Annotated in this window: 18 protein-coding genes; 8 read left to right on the plus strand and 10 right to left on the minus strand. The window is 71.2% G+C overall.

Features of this window, described 5'->3' with window-relative positions; genetic code table 11:
* Window positions 1-12: 12 nt before the first annotated feature.
* From AB0K67_RS01545 to AB0K67_RS01555, 3 genes are read right to left on the minus strand one after another with little or no spacing between them, the layout of a single operon-like run.
* The gene (locus AB0K67_RS01545) at window positions 13-885 is read right to left on the minus strand and encodes a carbohydrate ABC transporter permease (protein ID WP_364051063.1); all 873 of its coding nucleotides are present in this window, start codon (window positions 883-885) and stop codon (window positions 13-15) included.
* Window positions 882-1,832 carry a sugar ABC transporter permease gene (locus tag AB0K67_RS01550; protein ID WP_364051066.1) on the minus strand — a complete coding sequence of 317 codons (951 nt, stop codon included), beginning with the start codon at window positions 1,830-1,832 and terminating at the stop codon, window positions 882-884. Before AB0K67_RS01550 ends, AB0K67_RS01545 begins: the two co-directional genes overlap by 4 nt.
* Window positions 1,829-3,103 (minus strand): glycoside hydrolase family 125 protein, encoded by a 1,275-nt coding sequence (locus AB0K67_RS01555; RefSeq protein ID WP_364051069.1) that lies wholly within the window; start codon window positions 3,101-3,103, stop codon window positions 1,829-1,831. The genes AB0K67_RS01550 and AB0K67_RS01555 overlap by 4 nt, the downstream gene beginning before the upstream one ends.
* A gap of 144 nt (window positions 3,104-3,247) precedes the next feature.
* On the opposite strand from AB0K67_RS01555, the gene AB0K67_RS01560 reads away from it, so the two are divergent.
* Window positions 3,248-4,375, plus strand: coding sequence for a GntR family transcriptional regulator (locus tag AB0K67_RS01560; RefSeq protein ID WP_364051072.1), 1,128 nt, complete (start codon window positions 3,248-3,250; stop codon window positions 4,373-4,375).
* Window positions 4,376-4,389: 14 nt separating this feature from the next.
* Window positions 4,390-5,424: a glycoside hydrolase family 76 protein gene (locus AB0K67_RS01565; protein WP_364051075.1), complete on the plus strand. Its 1,035-nt coding sequence runs from the start codon at window positions 4,390-4,392 to the stop codon at window positions 5,422-5,424.
* On the opposite strand, the gene AB0K67_RS01570 is transcribed toward AB0K67_RS01565, so the two are convergent.
* Together AB0K67_RS01570 and AB0K67_RS01575 are read right to left on the minus strand one after the other, a co-directional pair.
* Complete coding sequence (locus AB0K67_RS01570; protein WP_364051078.1) at window positions 5,416-5,805, minus strand: VOC family protein; 390 nt, start codon at window positions 5,803-5,805, stop codon at window positions 5,416-5,418. The genes AB0K67_RS01565 and AB0K67_RS01570 overlap by 9 nt on opposite strands.
* A 219-nt stretch (window positions 5,806-6,024) precedes the next feature.
* Window positions 6,025-6,792 (minus strand): helix-turn-helix domain-containing protein, encoded by a 768-nt coding sequence (locus AB0K67_RS01575; RefSeq protein WP_364051081.1) that lies wholly within the window; start codon window positions 6,790-6,792, stop codon window positions 6,025-6,027.
* A gap of 74 nt (window positions 6,793-6,866) precedes the next feature.
* Between AB0K67_RS01575 and AB0K67_RS01580 the strand changes: the two genes are divergently transcribed.
* Window positions 6,867-7,496, plus strand: coding sequence for an alpha/beta hydrolase (locus AB0K67_RS01580; RefSeq protein ID WP_364051084.1), 630 nt, complete (start codon window positions 6,867-6,869; stop codon window positions 7,494-7,496).
* Here the strand turns inward: AB0K67_RS01580 and AB0K67_RS01585 are convergent.
* Window positions 7,420-7,890, minus strand: coding sequence for a hypothetical protein (locus AB0K67_RS01585; protein WP_364051087.1), 471 nt, complete (start codon window positions 7,888-7,890; stop codon window positions 7,420-7,422). The two genes, AB0K67_RS01580 and AB0K67_RS01585, sit on opposite strands and share 77 nt — an antisense overlap.
* 62 nt (window positions 7,891-7,952) lie before the next feature.
* On the opposite strand from AB0K67_RS01585, the gene AB0K67_RS01590 reads away from it, so the two are divergent.
* Together AB0K67_RS01590 and AB0K67_RS01595 are read left to right on the plus strand one after the other, a co-directional pair.
* The gene (locus AB0K67_RS01590) at window positions 7,953-8,888 is read left to right on the plus strand and encodes a sensor histidine kinase (protein WP_364051090.1); all 936 of its coding nucleotides are present in this window, start codon (window positions 7,953-7,955) and stop codon (window positions 8,886-8,888) included.
* Between the two features lie 564 nt (window positions 8,889-9,452).
* Entirely contained in the window at window positions 9,453-10,145 is a 693-nt protein-coding gene (locus tag AB0K67_RS01595; RefSeq protein ID WP_364057391.1) for a response regulator transcription factor, read from the plus strand.
* Between the two features lie 174 nt (window positions 10,146-10,319).
* Here AB0K67_RS01595 and AB0K67_RS01600 read toward each other — a convergent pair whose 3' ends face one another.
* Together AB0K67_RS01600 and AB0K67_RS01605 are read right to left on the minus strand one after the other, a co-directional pair.
* Window positions 10,320-10,460: a hypothetical protein gene (locus AB0K67_RS01600; RefSeq protein ID WP_364051093.1), complete on the minus strand. Its 141-nt coding sequence runs from the start codon at window positions 10,458-10,460 to the stop codon at window positions 10,320-10,322.
* 407 nt (window positions 10,461-10,867) lie between these two features.
* Window positions 10,868-11,617 (minus strand): glucose 1-dehydrogenase, encoded by a 750-nt coding sequence (locus tag AB0K67_RS01605; RefSeq protein ID WP_364051096.1) that lies wholly within the window; start codon window positions 11,615-11,617, stop codon window positions 10,868-10,870.
* Window positions 11,618-11,710: 93 nt separating this feature from the next.
* Between AB0K67_RS01605 and AB0K67_RS01610 the strand changes: the two genes are divergently transcribed.
* From AB0K67_RS01610 to AB0K67_RS01620, 3 genes are all read left to right on the plus strand, one after another.
* Complete coding sequence (locus AB0K67_RS01610; RefSeq protein WP_364051099.1) at window positions 11,711-12,328, plus strand: TetR/AcrR family transcriptional regulator; 618 nt, start codon at window positions 11,711-11,713, stop codon at window positions 12,326-12,328.
* Window positions 12,329-12,398: 70 nt separating this feature from the next.
* Window positions 12,399-13,235 (plus strand): alpha/beta hydrolase, encoded by an 837-nt coding sequence (locus AB0K67_RS01615; RefSeq protein ID WP_364051102.1) that lies wholly within the window; start codon window positions 12,399-12,401, stop codon window positions 13,233-13,235.
* A gap of 56 nt (window positions 13,236-13,291) precedes the next feature.
* Window positions 13,292-13,738 carry a hypothetical protein gene (locus AB0K67_RS01620; protein WP_364051105.1) on the plus strand — a complete coding sequence of 149 codons (447 nt, stop codon included), beginning with the start codon at window positions 13,292-13,294 and terminating at the stop codon, window positions 13,736-13,738.
* Between the two features lie 35 nt (window positions 13,739-13,773).
* Here AB0K67_RS01620 and AB0K67_RS01625 read toward each other — a convergent pair whose 3' ends face one another.
* Window positions 13,774-14,430: a maleylpyruvate isomerase N-terminal domain-containing protein gene (locus AB0K67_RS01625; protein ID WP_364051108.1), complete on the minus strand. Its 657-nt coding sequence runs from the start codon at window positions 14,428-14,430 to the stop codon at window positions 13,774-13,776.
* 242 nt (window positions 14,431-14,672) lie between these two features.
* Window positions 14,673-15,791 carry a LacI family DNA-binding transcriptional regulator gene (locus AB0K67_RS01630; RefSeq protein ID WP_364051111.1) on the minus strand — a complete coding sequence of 373 codons (1,119 nt, stop codon included), beginning with the start codon at window positions 15,789-15,791 and terminating at the stop codon, window positions 14,673-14,675.
* Window positions 15,792-15,816: the final 25 nt, after the last annotated feature.

Here is a 15,816-nt window from a genome sequence, read left to right on the forward strand (position 1 = left end):
TGAAAGACCTGGTCATTGGAGGCCGGAGCCGGTGAAGGCGAGGCCCCGGGTGAGGTAGCGCTGCGCGAAGGCGAACAGCAGCAGGGTGGGCGCCATGGCGACGATCGATCCGGCCATGAGCGGCCCGTAGTCGGTCTGGCGGTTGAAGGAGAAGGCGGCCAGGCTCATCTGGATGGTGCTCATGTCGGGGTCGTTGAGCACGATGAGCGGCCAGAGGAAGCCGTTCCAGCCCGCGACGAACGTGAACACCGCGAGCGTGGCCAGCGCGGGCCGGCACAGCGGCAGGTAGATCTTCCAGAAGATGCGGAACTCGGGGCAGCCGTCCACGCGGGCGGCCTCGCCGAGGTCCTTGGGCAGGGAGAGGAAGAACTGCCGCATCATGAACACCGCGAACGCGCCGACCGCACCGGGCAGGATGACCGCCCAGTACGTGTTCAGCAGCCCGATGCCGCCCTGCCCGGTGATGTCGTTGCCGCCCGCGAGCGGCATGCTGCGCACGATGAGGAACGACGGCACCAGCGTCACCACGGTCGGCACCATCATCGAGGCGAGCAGCAGCCGGAACAGCACCTTGCTGCCGCGGAACGGCAGCCGCGCGAAGGCGTACCCGGCCATCGCGCCGAGCAGCAGGTTCGTGATGACGCCCGCCACGGCGAGCAGCATCGAGTTCGCGAAGTGGCGGGCGAACGGCACCATGGTGAACGCCGTCCAGTAGTGCTCGAAGGTGATCGAGCTGGGCAGCCACTTGATCGGCAACGAGATGATCTCGTTGTCGGGCTTGAGCGACGTGCTGAGCGACCACAGGAACGGCAGCAGCATGAACAGCCCGACGACCGTGAGCACGATGTAGAACAGCGCGATCCTGATCCGCCTGGCCATGGTCATGTCTCGTCACTCCGGTTGATCCGCATGTTGATCACGGTGACCGCCACGATGATGAGGAAGAGCGTGAACGCCTGCGCCGAGGCGTAGCCCATCTGCAGCCGGTTGAACGCGGTCTCGTAGATCTGGTAGACGGGCGTGAGCGTGGAGTTGCCGGGCCCGCCCTTGGTCATCACGTACGCCTGGTCGAAGAGCTGGAAGGCGCCGATCAGCGACAGGGTCGTGACGAACAGCGTGGTCAGCCGGAGCTGCGGCCAGGTGACGTGGGCGAACGTCGCCCAGCGGCCGGCCCCGTCCAGCGCGGCGGCCTCGTACAGGTGCTTGGGGATGTTCTGCAGGCCGGCGAGGTAGATCAGCATGTTGGAGCCGACGCCCTGCCAGAGCGTGACGATCACGATCGAGAGCATGGCCGTGCTGCTGTCGCCCACCCACGCGGGGCCGGGGATGCCGAAGAAGCCGAGGATCTCGTTGACCGGCCCGTAGTGGCTGTTGAGCATCCAGGTCCACACGGTCGCGGCGGCCACCGGCGAGGTCACCACCGGGATGTAGTAGACGGTGCGGAAGATGCCCATCGCCGGGAGCCTGCTGTTGAGCGCCACCGCCAGCAGCAGCGAGGCGGCGATCATCAGCGGGACGAACATCGCGCAGTAGAGCAGGATGTTCTTCAGCGTAGTGAAGAAGGTGACGTCCTCCAGCAGCCTGGCGTAGTTCTCCAGGCCGACCCACGACGGCGGGCTGAAGACGTCGTAGCTGGTGAAGCTCAGGCCGAGCGCGCCGATCACCGGCAGCACGGTGAAGACGACGAACAGCACCATCGGCGGCGTGGCGAACAGCACCCCGGCCCGCGCCTGGTGCCTGGCCAGCAGGGAACGCCGGGGCCTGGCACGGTGCCGCCGGCCGCCGGGTGATGCCCGGCCGGCCGCCGGCCGGCCGGCGAGCGTCTGTGTCATGTCAGCGCCACCTCCATGGCGAACTGCGCGTACAGGCTGTTGGCCCAGCCGAACCAGGGGCGGGTGAACACGCCGGGGTCGTCGGGGTCGAAGCTCTCGTGGATGTAGCCGGTGCCGGCCGTGGTGGCGGCGAGCGTGGTCAGCAGCTCGGCGCGCTCCTCCTGGTCGGTGCTGGTGAGGCCCTGCATGGCCAGCGACATCGGCCAGACCTGGCCGGGCTTGGTGTGCGGGCTGCCGATGCCGCGCGCGTGCCTGCCCTCGCTGTAGTACGGGTTGCCGGGGCTGAGCACGAGGGCCCTGGTGTTGCGGTACGTCGGGTCCGTGGCCGGGCGGTAGCCGAGGTAGGGGATGGACAGCAGGCTCGGGATGTTCGCGTCGTCCATCAGCAGGTGATTGCCGAGGCCGTCGGTCTCGTACGCGTAGACGGGGCCGTGGCGGGGATGGTCGACGATCGCGTACCGCTTGATGCCCTCCTCGATCTCGTCGCGCAGCGCGGCGGCGTCGTCGGCCAGGGCGGCGTCGGCGTAGACGTCGCGGGCGAAGGCGGCGACGTGGCCGAGCACGACGACCGCGAACATGTTGGCCGGGACCAGGAAGCCGTAGGTGCAGGCGTCGTCGCTGGGCCGGAACGCCGAGCGGACCATGCCGGTGTAGCCGCACTCGGGGCCGCGCCCGCCGTTGACGAGGGTGTCGGTGGGCTGCTGGGGGTGCGGGCGTTCGAAGCGGTAGTGCGAGGACTCGGGGTGCTGCTCGGTGCGCATGGTCGCGACGGCGACGGTGAGCATGCGGTGCACGTCCTCGTCGAACACCTCGGCGTCGCCCGTGGCCGTGTGGTAGAGCTGCAGCAGCCGCAGCGGGTGGCACAGCGAGTCCAGCTCCCACTTGCGCTCCCAGACCCAGGGGGTGAGCTCGGTGCGGTCGTCCTGGTGGCCCTGGCCGTCGGGGGTCTCGTTGAAGGCGTTGGCGTACGGGTCGAGCGCGACGTAGCGGGCCTGGCGGCGGATCACCCCGCGGACCATGGCCCGCAGGTCGTCGTCTTCCGCGGCGTAACGCACGTACGGCTCGATCTGGGAGGCCGAGTCGCGGAGCCACATGGCCGGGATGTCGCCGGTCAGCACGAACGTCGTCCCGTCGGGCAGCCGCTTGACCGTGGTCTCCAGCGTGTTGAGAAAGCACTGCCGGAACATGGCGGCGGCCTCGGGGAAGCGGGGCGCGAGGCGCGTTCGTACGTCTTCGGCCACGCCGAGCAGCACTGGGGGGACAGGGTTCACGCGTTTCCCTTCGTGAGGTGCGCGAGATGTCACTTGAGGGAAACGTAGGAACTAAGTTGGCATAAGTCAATATGGTACATTATGCCGATCTATGAGATGATATATACCAAGACAAGGTGACATACCAACCTATGAAGGGGAAGAGTGGCTGCGAGAGGCCCGCTTCTGTACGAGCGGATCATCGAATACCTCCTGGACGAGCTCCGGAGGGGAGCGCTGAACCCCGGCGACCGCGTCCCCTCGGAGATGGAGCTGGCCGAGCGCTTCGAGGTCAGCCGGATCACCTCGAAGAAGGCGCTGGAGGTGCTGCGGCAGGCCGGAGTGGTGCAGCGGATCCGCGGCAAGGGTTCGTTCGTGGCCGCCGAACTGCCCGACCTCGACGCCCTGGAGCTCTCACCGTCCAGCACTGCGGCCGGCGAGGGCGAGCGGGTGCCCGGCACGATCGCGATGATCTATCCGGACGCGTCCGAGGCGTACGGGCTTGAGCTGCTCTGCGCCGTGGAGGAGCGCTGCGCCGAGCGCGGCATCAACCTGGTGATCAAGCGGACCCGCGGCAGCCAGGAAGAGGAGGAGAAGGCCATCGAGTCGATGGTCGACGCCGGGCTGGCCGAAGGGCTGATCGTGTTCCCCGTACACGGCGAGTACTACAACGCCGGCCTGCTGCGGACCATCCTCGACGGCTTCCCGCTGGTGCTCGTCGATCGCTATCTCGCCGGCATCCAGGTGTGCGCCGTGCACACCGACAACGTCGCCGCCGCCCGTGCCCTCACCGAGCGCGTGCTCGACCAGGGGCACCGGCAGGTCGCGTTCGTCTCGCCGCCGCCGGAGAACACCTCCAGCATCGAGGAGCGCCTTGAGGGCTTTCGCGCCGCCTTCGCCGGGCGCGGCCTGTCGCTCGACAACGCCCGCCAGCTCACCGGCCTGTCCAGCACGCTGCCGGGCGCGTTCACCCCGGAGAACGTGCTCGCCGACGTCAAGCGCATCCACGACTTCCAGGCCCGCGAACCCGAGGTGACCGCGTTCGTGGTGTGCGAGTACAACCTGGCGCGGGTGATGAGCCGGGCCATCGCGGAGACCGAGCCGCGGCCGCTCATCGCCTGCTTCGACTCGCCGCTGGACCCCGTCGCCGGGCCGCCGTTTCTCCACATACGCCAGAACCAGCGGGAGATGGGCCGGCAGGCGGTGGACCTGCTGCTCGCCCAGATGCGCGGTGAGACGGTGCCGCCGCGCTCCATCGTCCCGTTCTCGATCGTCGAGCCAGAGATCAGCTGAACCACGGAGGACCCTTGCCCGACATCTGGAGCGACCGCGCCGAACTGGCGCAGCGCAGCCTCGATCACTACTTCGCCGCCCCCGGCGACCAGCTCTTCCACAACTGGTATCCGCTGGAGCCCGGCGACGACGACGTCTTCAACTACTGGTGGCTCGCGCACGCCATGGACGTGCGGATCGACGCCCACCGGCGGACCTCCGACCCGGCCAGGCTCGACCAGGCCGCCGAGATCCTGGCCGGCATCCGGCGGCGCAACGGCGGCGCGCTGTTCAACGACTACTTCGACGACATGCTCTGGCTCGCGCTCGCCACCCTGCGCCTGGCCGAGGCCACCGGCTCCGGCGACCTGCGCCGCCACGCCATCGTGCTCTGGCAGCACGTGCTCGACCACGGCTGGAACGACCACGAGGGCGGCGGCATCGCCTGGCGGGTGCAGCAGCCGTACTACAAGAACACCCCGGCCAACGCGCCGTTCGTCATCCTGTCGGCCCGGCTCCACCGCGTCACCGGCGAGGACCGCTACCTGGAGTGGGGCGTGCGGGTCATGGACTGGCTGGAGGGCGCGCTGGTGCGGCCGGACGGGTTCGTGGAGGACGGCGTCAACCGGCAGCAGGACCACGCCATCGACGTGGACTGGCGCTTCACGTACAACCAGGGCCTGTACGTCGGCGCCTGTGTCGAGCTGGCCCAGGCGCTGGGCCGGGACGACTACCTTGAGCGCGCCGCCCGTACCGCGACGACGGCGATCGCCGAGCTGAGCTCCGACGGCGTCTTCGCTCACGAGGGCGACGGCGGCGACGAGGGGCTCTTCAAGGGCGTCTACTACCGCTACGCCCACCGCCTGGTCGAGGTGCGCGACGTGCCCGAGGTGCGAGACTTCCTGGTGAGCAGCACCGAGCGGCTGTGGAAGAACTGCCTGAGCGACGGCCTGCTGCTGGCCGGCCAGGACTGGAACCGCCCGCCGGGGCCGAAGGTCTCGCTGTCGGCGCAGCTCAGCGCGGTGATGGCGACCGAGGTGTGCGCCGCGCTCGCCTCCGGTTCAGCGTAGTGGTCCCGTGATGATCCACAGGTGGCCGAACGGGTCACGGGTCCGGCCTGAGCGCTTGCCGGACGGCCGGTTCTCGATCGGGACGGTCACCTCGGCGCCGTGGGCGACCATGCGCTCGCCCACGGCGTCCGGATCGTCCGCTTCCATCTCGATGAGCACCGCCGAACCGCCGAGGTCGTCCGGCGACCGCCAGCCCCACGCTTCGACGCTCGGCGATACCCGGAAGGTCGCCTCGCCGACGCGGTGCTCGATGACGCTGGGCCGGCCGTCGTCGGCTCCGACCGGGGGAGCGCTGAACACCCGCTCTGCGCCGAGGGCTGCCTGATAGAACGCCGAGGCGCGGTCGGGGTCGGGCACGATGAGGCGTGGGGAAAGGTTCATGCGCCTCATCGTGCTGGCGACGCCCAGCGGGGTCTTGAAGAATTGGGAACGCCTCTGGCCGGGTACCGGACACCGCCCGTCAGCACACGCCGCCGCGCCGGAGACGACCACCACCCGTCACCACATGTCGCCACGTCGGAGACGACCGGCGCCCGTGACGGCTCGCGGCCCCGATGGAGGCGGCCGCCGGCCGTACCGGCACGTCGGCCCCGGCCCCGCCTACGCGGACGGCCCTTCGGTGCGTAGCCACTCGACCGGCGTACACCCGGTCATGGCGCGCCACTCCCGCGTGAAGTGGGCCTGGTCCGCGAACCCCGCCGTCGCCGCCACCTCCGCCAAGCTGACCGCGCCGGATCGGGCGGCGGCCACGAGCCTGCCGCGCGCGGCCTCGAACCGCACCAGCCGCTGGTACTCCTTCGGCGTCACGCCGAGCGCGGCCCGTACCGTGGCACTGAGGTACCGCCGCGAACAGCCCAGCAGCCCGGCCGTCTCCCGCACCCGGTCGGTCCCTGACAACGCCGCCAGCACGACCCGCAGATCCCGGTCACCGGCGCGTGCCTCGTGCCTTGCCCACCCAGCGAGCAGAGCGTCCTCGACGAGGGCGCGGCGCTCCGGCCAGGACCTGCGGCCCGCCAGTCGCTCAGGCAGGTCCGCCAGCGCCGGTGCCACATCGGCGAGCTCGACGACGCGACCGCTCAGCTCGGCCGCGGGAACGCCCAGCAGCGCCGCCGCCCCCAGCGGGCTGAGCGTCACCCACACGCCCCGCCCATAGCCCTCCTGCCGCAGCTCGGCCGCGTCCAGGTGCAGCCCGGCGACGGCGGCGTGAAACCGTCCCGGCGGGCCGGTCCGCCCGAGCCAGGCGATCTCCACCGGGTCGGCCTCCGGGATCGTGATCGAGATCGTGGACGACGGCAGCCCGCGATGCACGCGCCGGCCCAGCTCGTACGCGCTGAGCGTCCCCACGTACGGCACCGCTTGACGAGTCATCCCCCCACAGTAAGGGCCCTCCCGAGCGACCTGCATCCGCCGGGGTGATCCGCCGTCGGTGGGAGGATGAGGCCATGTACGTCCGTGAGACCGGCGACGCGCACGCCCCACCCCTCCTGTTACTGCACGGCGGAGGCGTGGCGGGCTGGATGTGGCGCCCGGTGCTCGACCGGCTCGGCACGAGTCACCGCGCGATCATCCCCGACCTCCCCGGCCACGGGCGCAGCGCGGCGGAAGCGTACCGATCGCATGAGGAGACCGCGCGGGCCCTGGCGCAGATCCTGGAGGAACGCGCACCGAACGGCGCGACCGTCGCGGGGTTCTCACTGGGGGCACAGCTCACGATCCTCCTGGCCGCAACCCGTCCTGGCCTCGTCGCCAGGGCCGTCGTGGTGAGCACACAGGCGAAGCCGCTCCGCTTCCCCGGTGCGACGCTGGGGCTTCTCGCCGCGACCGCACCGCTGGCCAGGCAGGAGTGGTTCACAAGGCTCCAGGCCAGGCAACTGCTCATTCCGGACGAGCTGCTGGCCGACTACGTTCGCGACAGCGTACGTACGAGCCGGGAGACCCTGCTCGCGGCATCCCCCTGCAGCGCCCTGACCTGTTCGCCGAGGTCCTGGCCGAGCGTCACCCTTTCGGCCCGTAGGCCGTCACCAGGACGTACACCGCGGCGAGAACAGCGATCCAGACCAGGGCGCGCCTAGTCGGCGGGGGACCGTCGCGCAGCAGCGAGACGCCCAGAGGGATGAACGCGACGCACAGTCCGCCCACGGCGAGGAAGGACTGCGGGACCTGGGTGCCTTTGAGCGGGCCGAGCGCGAGCATCGACATCAGGCCGAGCGCGACCGATCGCCCCAGCCCGAGAGCGCCGGAACGGTAAGCGCCGGCGGCCAGCACGACCCACCCGAAGAACGCCGGCCCCGACAGCGCCCTGAACGGATGCCAGCGCGTGTCGCCCCAGGCGGTGTAGTAGGCGCCGATGCCGTCGAGCATCGTCTGCAGGCCGAGGCTGTCGGTCAGGTGGAATGCCAGGTGGTCGGTGCCGTACTGGAAGGTCCGGGTGAACAGCCCGACGATCACCAGGCAGCCGCCCCACATCCCCCACAGCGGAGCCGTGGCGGCGACCGTGACCGGCGCGGTGGCGGCAGGCGCTTATCTGGGTGACGTACGTGCCGACCGCGCTCACGCTGTACCTCGTGGCCACCACCACCTCGCTCGCCTGGTCGATGGCGAGCCTGGCAGCATGCGCCGCCGGGGCGGTCGCCGCAGTCCTGATCTTCTACGAGCGCGTATTCCCCGGCCTGGACCCGGCGGCAGGGCCGAGCGAGCTGCCGCCGGCCTGGCCCATCGAGATCGGGGCGATCTCCGTGGTCCTGGTCGTGGCGTGGGCCGTCGGAGCGGCCGTGCGCTGGAAACGCGCCACGACCGCCGCCCTCGTCCGCCACCTCTCCGAGGCGGTCGTGGCGGACGAGCGCCGACGCATCGCCCGCGAGCTGCACGACGTCATCGGCCACAGCATGAGCCTGATCGCCGTCAAGGCCACCGTGGCCAACCACGTCGCCGACGCCAGACCGCAGGAGGCGCGTGCCGCGCTGGCCGTCATCGAGGAGACCAGCCGGAGCACGCTCACCGAGATCCACCGCGTGATCGGCCTCCTGCGCTCAGACGGCGACCCGCAGCAGGCCCACCTGCCCGTCCCCTGCATGGCCGACCTGCCCAAGCTGGCCGCAGACGCCCGATCCGCCGGAGTCGACGTCCACCTCACCGTCAACGGGGAAACCGAGCCGCCACCCGGAGTCGCGATGTCGATCTACCGCATCGTGCAACAAGCGCTGACCAACGTCGTCACCCACGCGGCACCCACCCGCTGCACGGTCACCGTGGACATCGACGGCCGCGAAGCCGCGATCGAGGTATTGGACGACGGCCCCACCCACGGCCGCCAGCCCCGCGCAGGCCCCGGCGGCCACGGCCTGATCGGCATGCGCGAACGGGTGAAGCTGTACGGCGGCACGTTCAGCGCAGGCCCCCGCCCCGAGGGCGGCTTCCGCGTGGCAGCCCGCCTGCCCTACAACGCGAACGGCGCAGGAACATGACCGGCGACACCACTGCACGCCAGGTCATGAGGGGCGACACCACTGGACGGCAGGCCACGTGGGGCGACGCCGCTGGTGGCGTGACCGTAACCGGCAGCGTCGCAGCGCGCGAGGACGCTGCGCGTGCAATCGTGATCAGTAACATCACTGCACACGACCCCGTGACCGGCGACGCTGCTCGGCGTTGGCTCGTGACCGGCGACGCCGCTGGGCGCGAGTTCGTGACAGGCGACGCTGCTAGGCGCGGTACCGTCACCGGCGATGTCGGTGCATGTGACGCCGTGACCGGGAGCCGTCAGTGTGCCTACACGGGCCCTCGACACGCGACACCGTAGGACGTGAGCCCGTGATCGAAGACGCCACTGGGAGCGGGGCAATGCGATGACCTGGGATAGCAACACGCACGGGCTCTCCACCCGCGATGTCTTTGCGGGTGCACCCGCGATGGGGAACTCGGGTGCAGAAGAGCCCGCGGCCAGGCACGCCCCAGCGCGAGCGCCCGGTGACAGCGCTCGGCGCGAACCCGCCACCACCGGTGACGCTGATGCGCAGACCACTGGTGACATCAGTGGGCGCGAGCAGTCCCCGCCGATCCGGGTCCTGCTCGCGGAGGATCAGGTGCTGGTGCGGGACAGCCTCAAGGTGCTCATCGACACCACACCCGGCCTGGTCACCGTGGGCGAGGCGGGCACCGGTGCCGAGGCCGTGACCCTGGCCCGGCGGCTGCGCCCCGACGTCGTCCTGATGGACATCCGCATGCCCGACATGGACGGCATCGAAGCGACCAGGCGCATCTGCTCCCAGCCCGGCGGCACCGGCGCCCGCGTGCTCATCCTCACCACTTTCGACCTGGACGAATACGTGTACGGCGCACTGCGAGCGGGGGCGAGCGGGTTCCTCGTCAAGAACGCCACGGCGGCGGAGCTCCTGGCCGCCATCCGGGTCATCGCCGCCGGTGAGGCGCTGCTCGCCCCCTCGGTGACTCGGCGGCTCATCGCCGAGTTCCTGCACGGATCTCGCGCCGCCCCGGCCGTACGCGACCTGAGTGACATCACCCAGCGCGAGCGCGAGGTGCTGACCCTCATCGGCCGCGGGCTGTCCAACACCGAGATCGCCGATCACCTGCATCTCACCGTCGGCACGGTGAAGACGCACGTCGGCCGCCTCCTGGCCAAGCCGCACGCCCGGGACCGGGCTCAGCTCGTCATCGCGGCCTACGAGGGCGGTCTCGTCACCATCCCGGACAGCCGCCGCTGACCCGAGGACCCTCCGGGCGACTGACCGAGGGCGGCCTTGGTCAGTCGCCCGGCGGCCCCGCCCGCCCAGGCACGACGCGGTTGGCGGATCGGTTCCGTGTTCTGGGTGCCGTAAGCCGACATGCCAGGCCGCGACGTGCAGGGAACGTCCGCCGCTTGGCAGGGATGAGTCCATTCACCAGGTCAGCAGCTTCGGACGTCCGGCCGGAACCGTCAGCCGGTCCTGCGGCATCCGTACGCCCAGCGGGACCAAGGCCACGCAGAGCAGGCCGGTGACCAGCACGTCGGGGACGGAGATGCCCTTCAGCAGCCCCATCCACGTGGCTCCTGCCGGCGACAACATCACGGCGCGGGCGGTGCCGAGAACGCCCGAGCGCCAGGCGGCGACGGCCAGGAGGAGCGGGCCCGCGTACTGGCCGACCGAGGCCCGGACTGGTACTCGCCACGGTCCATAGGAGATATCGACGTGCTCCTTCCTGATCGCGTTCGGCGCCTGATTCCGCCCGCGAGGACCTCGGTGACCTCGGTGAGCTCGGTGAGTTGGAAGGCGGTCTGGTCGGGGCCGGCGACGTTCAGGCGGGCGAAAAGCCCGGCGACCAGCAGGAAGCTGACCAGTAGGAAGCTGATGCGCCGGTCTTTGGCCCCGCGGGTGCACAGGTCCCGGCTGGGGCAGTCCTTGCTGTCACGCCTCGACCAGTTCGGCCGGGCCGTACGTACCGGCTGCTAGATCTGGACTTCGCCGCCGTCCACGACCAGGTTCGCGCCCAGGATGAAGCTTGCCTGGTCGGAGGCGAGGAAGGCGACCACGTTGGCGATCTCCTCGGGACGCCCGACGCGGCCGATCGGGATGCCCGTCGCGAAGCTCTCCTTCGTCACAGGCGAGTTGTCGCCGGCGACCACGTTGTCCAGGCCGGGGGTGTCGATGGTGCCGGGGGAGATCGCGTTCACCCGGATGTTGCGGCCTGCCAGCTCGCCGGCCCAGGTGCGGGCGAAGGAGCGGATGGCCGCCTTCGACGCCGCGTACACGCCGAACGCGGGCACGCCGTCGCCGGCCCGCACCGAGGAGTTGAGTATCACGGAGGCGCCGTCGTTGAGCAGCGGCAGCGCCTTCTGCACGGTGAACAGCGTGCCCCGGACGTTGACCCCGAAGATCTCGTCGAAGTGCTGCTCGGTGACCTGCTCCAAGGTCGCGAACGACGCGGCGGCGGCGTTGGCGAACAACACGTCGATGCCGCGGCCCCGGTCGCGTACGGCGGCATAGAGCCGGTCCAGGTCGGCAAGGTTCGCGATGTCACCCTGTACGGCGGTCACCGACGACGGGCCGATCTCCGCCACCACCTCATCGAGTACGGCCTTCCTGCGGCCGGTGATGAACACGTGCGCGCCCTCGGCCGCCAGCCTCCTGGCGGTCGCAAGCCCGATCCCGGTCCCGCCCCCGGTGATGACCGCGGTCTTTCCTTCGAACAGCTTCATGACCTTCACCTCGTCAGATATTTGTACCGATCGGTACGAAAGATGACGATAGCACTTCTGCACCGATCGGTACACAAGGGTAGGATCGAGGGTGTGCAAAGTCAGGAAAAGGGACCCATCGGCCGCCCGCGCGGCTTCGACACCGAAAAAGCGCTGGAGCAGGCCATGCGGGTGTTCTGGCAGCAGGGCTACGACGGCGCCAGCCTCACCGACCTGACCAAGGCCATGGGCATCAGCCGCACCAGCATGTACGCCGCCTTCGGCAGCAAGGAGGACCTGTTCCACCTGGTGCTGCAGCGCTACACCGACGGCCCCGCCTCGTACGTCCAGCGTGCCCTGCTGGAGCCGACCGCGCGCGAAGTGGCGACCGCGTTCCTGCACGGCGCCGTCCAGGCCACCACCACTCCCGGCGCCCCGGCCGGCTGTCTCGGCGTGCAGGGGTCGCTGGCCGCGGGAGAGCCGGGCCGCGCCGCCCGCGACACGCTCGCCGCCTGGCGGGAGAGCGGCGTCACACTCCTCGCCGAACGCCTCAAGCGCGCCGCCGACGAGGGCGACCTGCCCGCAGGCAGCGACCCCGAGCTGCTGGCCCGCTACCTCATGACCGTGGCCAACGGCATCGCCGTCCAGGCCGCGGGCGGCGCCTGCCGCGACGAGCTGCACCGCATCGCCGACCTCGCCCTGCTCCAGTGGCCGGCCCCGGCCGGCCGATAGAAGACGTTCCGCGGGATCCCCGGTCCGGAGCGGTACGGTCGTGTGGTGATCCGCGGAAAGGGGCGGCGTGATGATCGAGCTGGACGTTCAGGTGAGCGGGGGCCGCACCCTGCACGTCTACGACACCGCGCCGGAGGACGGCGAGCGGGTGCCGATCATGTGGCAGCACGGCACGCCGAACCTCGGATCGCCGCCCGAGCCGCTCTTCGCCGCCGCCGACCGGCTGGGGCTGCGCTGGGTGTCGTTCGACCGGCCGGGGTACGGCGGCTCCGACGTCGCGCCGGGACGCACGATCGCGTCGATCGCCGACGACGCGGCGGCCGTCGCGGACGCGCTCGGCATCGGCCGCTTCGCGGTCGCGGGGTACTCGGGCGGCGGATCCTGCGCTCTGGGGTGCGCGGCCGTGCTGGGCGATCGCGTACGGGCGGTGCTGAGCCTGGCCGCCATCGCCCCGTACGGAGCCGACGGGCTCGACTGGTTCGCCGGGATGATCCCATCCGGCGTGGCCGCGCTGGGCACGGCGGCCGCGGGCCGTGAGGTGCGGGCGGCGCTGGAGGCGTCCGGCTTCGCGTACGACTGCGAGTTCACCCAGGCCGACCTGGCGGTGTTCGAGGGGCCGTGGGGGTGGCTGGGCAAGGTCTCCGAGCCCGCACTGGCCGCCGGGCCGTACGGACAGATCGACGACGACGTTTCCTGCACCCACGACTGGGGCTGCGATCCCGCCGACATCAGCGCTCCCGTCCTGCTCATGCACGGCACCGACGACCGCGTCATCCCCGCCGCGCACGGGTCCTGGCTCGCGGCCCGCTGCCCGGCCGCCGAGCTGCGGCTGATCCCAGGCGACAGCCACTTCACGATCGTCACCCGCGCCGAAGAGGGCCTGGAGTGGCTGGGCCGGCGGCTCTGACCTGCCGCCGCGCCGGCCGTGAAATGCCCGGGAAGTGCCCGGCCTGCGACCTTGGAATGGCCTCCTACCTGCGCCGGCACCGAACGAGATCACTCACCGCCCAGGGGAAGGCCGATGTTCATGACAGTTCACGCGAACACGTCGCGCTTGACGCGGATGCGGGGGCCGGCGGTCGGCGCGGCGTTCGTCCTGCTGTCGGCGCTGCTCGCGACGGCGGCTCCGACCGCGCGGGCGGCGGAGACCGGTACGAGCAGACGCCGGCACGCGCGCCGAGGCTGACCCCGTTCAGCGGCGGCCAGGAGCGGGCGCACCACGACGTCAGCACGGACACGCGGAACCGGCTGGGCCAGGGCGCCCTCAGCAACCGCCAGTACGGCAACGCCGTGACGACCTCGCGGGAGAAGGACAGGAGCACCTACGCGAAGTACTGGCCGACCAGCAGCCCCGTGCGGATCAACACCTGGGACCCTCCTGATACCTCGACGTCTGCTGACAGCGGTTGATCTGCGGCTCCCCGCGGCGCGGCGGGGAGGCGTGTTCAGCCCACCACGAACGGCAGCCGCGCGGCCAGCTCGCCCAGCTCGTCCTTCTCGCTCGCGGTCGGGGCACGGCGGCCGGTGCCGACGAGCAGCGCCGCCTCGTCGGAGAACGACGCGGGGAACGCCGCCCCGGCGATCTTCTCCAGCATCTCGCGCGACCGCGCCAGCCCTTCGGCGGGCGGCCCCGGCACGCCCTGCAGGTGCGCGATCAGGTCGAGGTGGTGCAGGGTCCATTCGAGCACGTATGCCGACAGGTAATCGCCCGTCGTCAGCACCTCGTCGCGCGTGGTGACCCGCTGGGCGGGATCGGCCAGCTCGGCGGCGCGGCCCGCGGCGGAGCCGACGTCGTCGAGGTGGAACTTCAGCAGGTACGGGTCCTCGTACGCGGCGGCGAGCCGCACCGTCAGCTTGTCGAGCGGGTCGTCACCGGTCGGGGGAGTGTCGGTGACGTCCCAGTAGGTGATCGCGTCGCGGGTGGGCGGCTGGTCGGTGGGCGTGACGAGCGTGATCAGGACATCCTGAGCGTCCACGATCAGGTGGCACACCAGGTCGCGTACGAGCCACCCGGCACAGCCCGACGGCTCCGCGAAGGCGTCGTCGTCGAGATCGGCGACCGCCGCGCGCAGAGCGGCCCAGGAACGTGAGAAGTCATCCACGCGGCCACACGGTAGTGGTGCGCCACGAGCCCGGACAACCACATCTGCCGTGCCTCCGGCTCCGGCCGGCGCGCCCCAGCGGCTCCTCCGGCTCGGCTTCGGTATGGCGGTGATCCGGCCGTGGCTTCGGCGCGTCGCGGTCCAAGGGGCGGCTGAGGCCGCGCCCGTCGAGGAGTCCGGCGTCGACCGGTGCCGCTCCAAGCAAACCCCGCGCCGGCCGAGCGGAGGTCGTGCGTCGCGCCTCAGCCGGTGATGCTCCAGGGGATCTCGCTTTCGGCGTGCCCTTCCGGGTTGAGGGCGAGCCGGGCACAGCGGCGGCCCTGGTCGCGCAGGGGGTTGGCGACGGAGACGATGCCGAGCTCCTGGGCGGCCGGTGAGGCGTCCCAGCCGAGGTAGGCGGCACCGGGGTGCGTGTCCCGGAGGGCTTCGCGGGCGCCGATGGCCAGCTCGTCGCTCATCGCGATGACGAGCGCGTCCGGGGGGAGGCGCGGAGCGAGCGCGCGGGCGGCCGCCGCACCGTCGGCGCGGGTGTTGCGGGCGACGACGGCGACCGGCGTCTCGGCCCAGTCCAGCCCGGCCTGCTCGACGGCGGCCCGGTAGCCGCGCAGGCGGGCGTCGGTGACGGGGAACGGGACGTGCGCGGGCAGGCCGGAGCCCGTGGTCGTGACGGCCGTGCGGCCCCGATCGAGGGGGAACGAGATGACGACGGGCCTGCGCGAGCGCCCCTTGCCATGACCTGCGTCGTCAGTGAGGGCTTTTCCGGAGGTGTCGCCAGTGCGGAGCCGTCCGGAGTCACCCTCGGCGCGGGGCTGCGCAGCGCCGTCGCGCAGTGCGCGGGCGACGATGGCGCGGGCGGCCTCCTCGTCGTTCTGGGTGACGCAGGCGATGCCCGTACGCGCCGGGCCGCCCTGGATGACGGCGGGACGCGGGTCGGCGGCGACGGCCGCGAGCACCGGGTCGTCCTCGGTGGTGGTCCAGAGCACGAACGCGTCCACGGCCGACGACAGCACCCGATCGACGTCGCCCGCGTCCCCGCGCGTCGGGATGAACGTCAGCCCCTGCCCCTCCTCGACGCACACCTCGGCGACACCGGCGAGGAACTTGGCCGCCTGCGGGTCGTCGAAGGCGTACACCAGGTGCTCGCCGAAGACCACGCCGAGCTGCCGGGTCTTGCCGGACTTCAGGGCGCGGCCCACGGCGTCGGGGTGGTAGCCCAGCTCTCCGGCCGCGCGGTGCACGCGTTCGCGGGTGGCGTCGGCGACGCGGGCCGGGCGGGTGAACGTGTAGGAGGCGGTCATCAGCGAGACTCCCGCGCGGGCCGCCACGTCCTTCAGCGTCACGCGTCTGCGGTTGGTGGGCACGCCGCCATCCTAGTTGTGTAGCGTT

Origin of the sequence: Nonomuraea sp. NPDC052634 (assembly GCF_040678535.1) — a bacterium.
Taxonomy (GTDB): domain Bacteria; phylum Actinomycetota; class Actinomycetes; order Streptosporangiales; family Streptosporangiaceae; genus Nonomuraea; species Nonomuraea fastidiosa.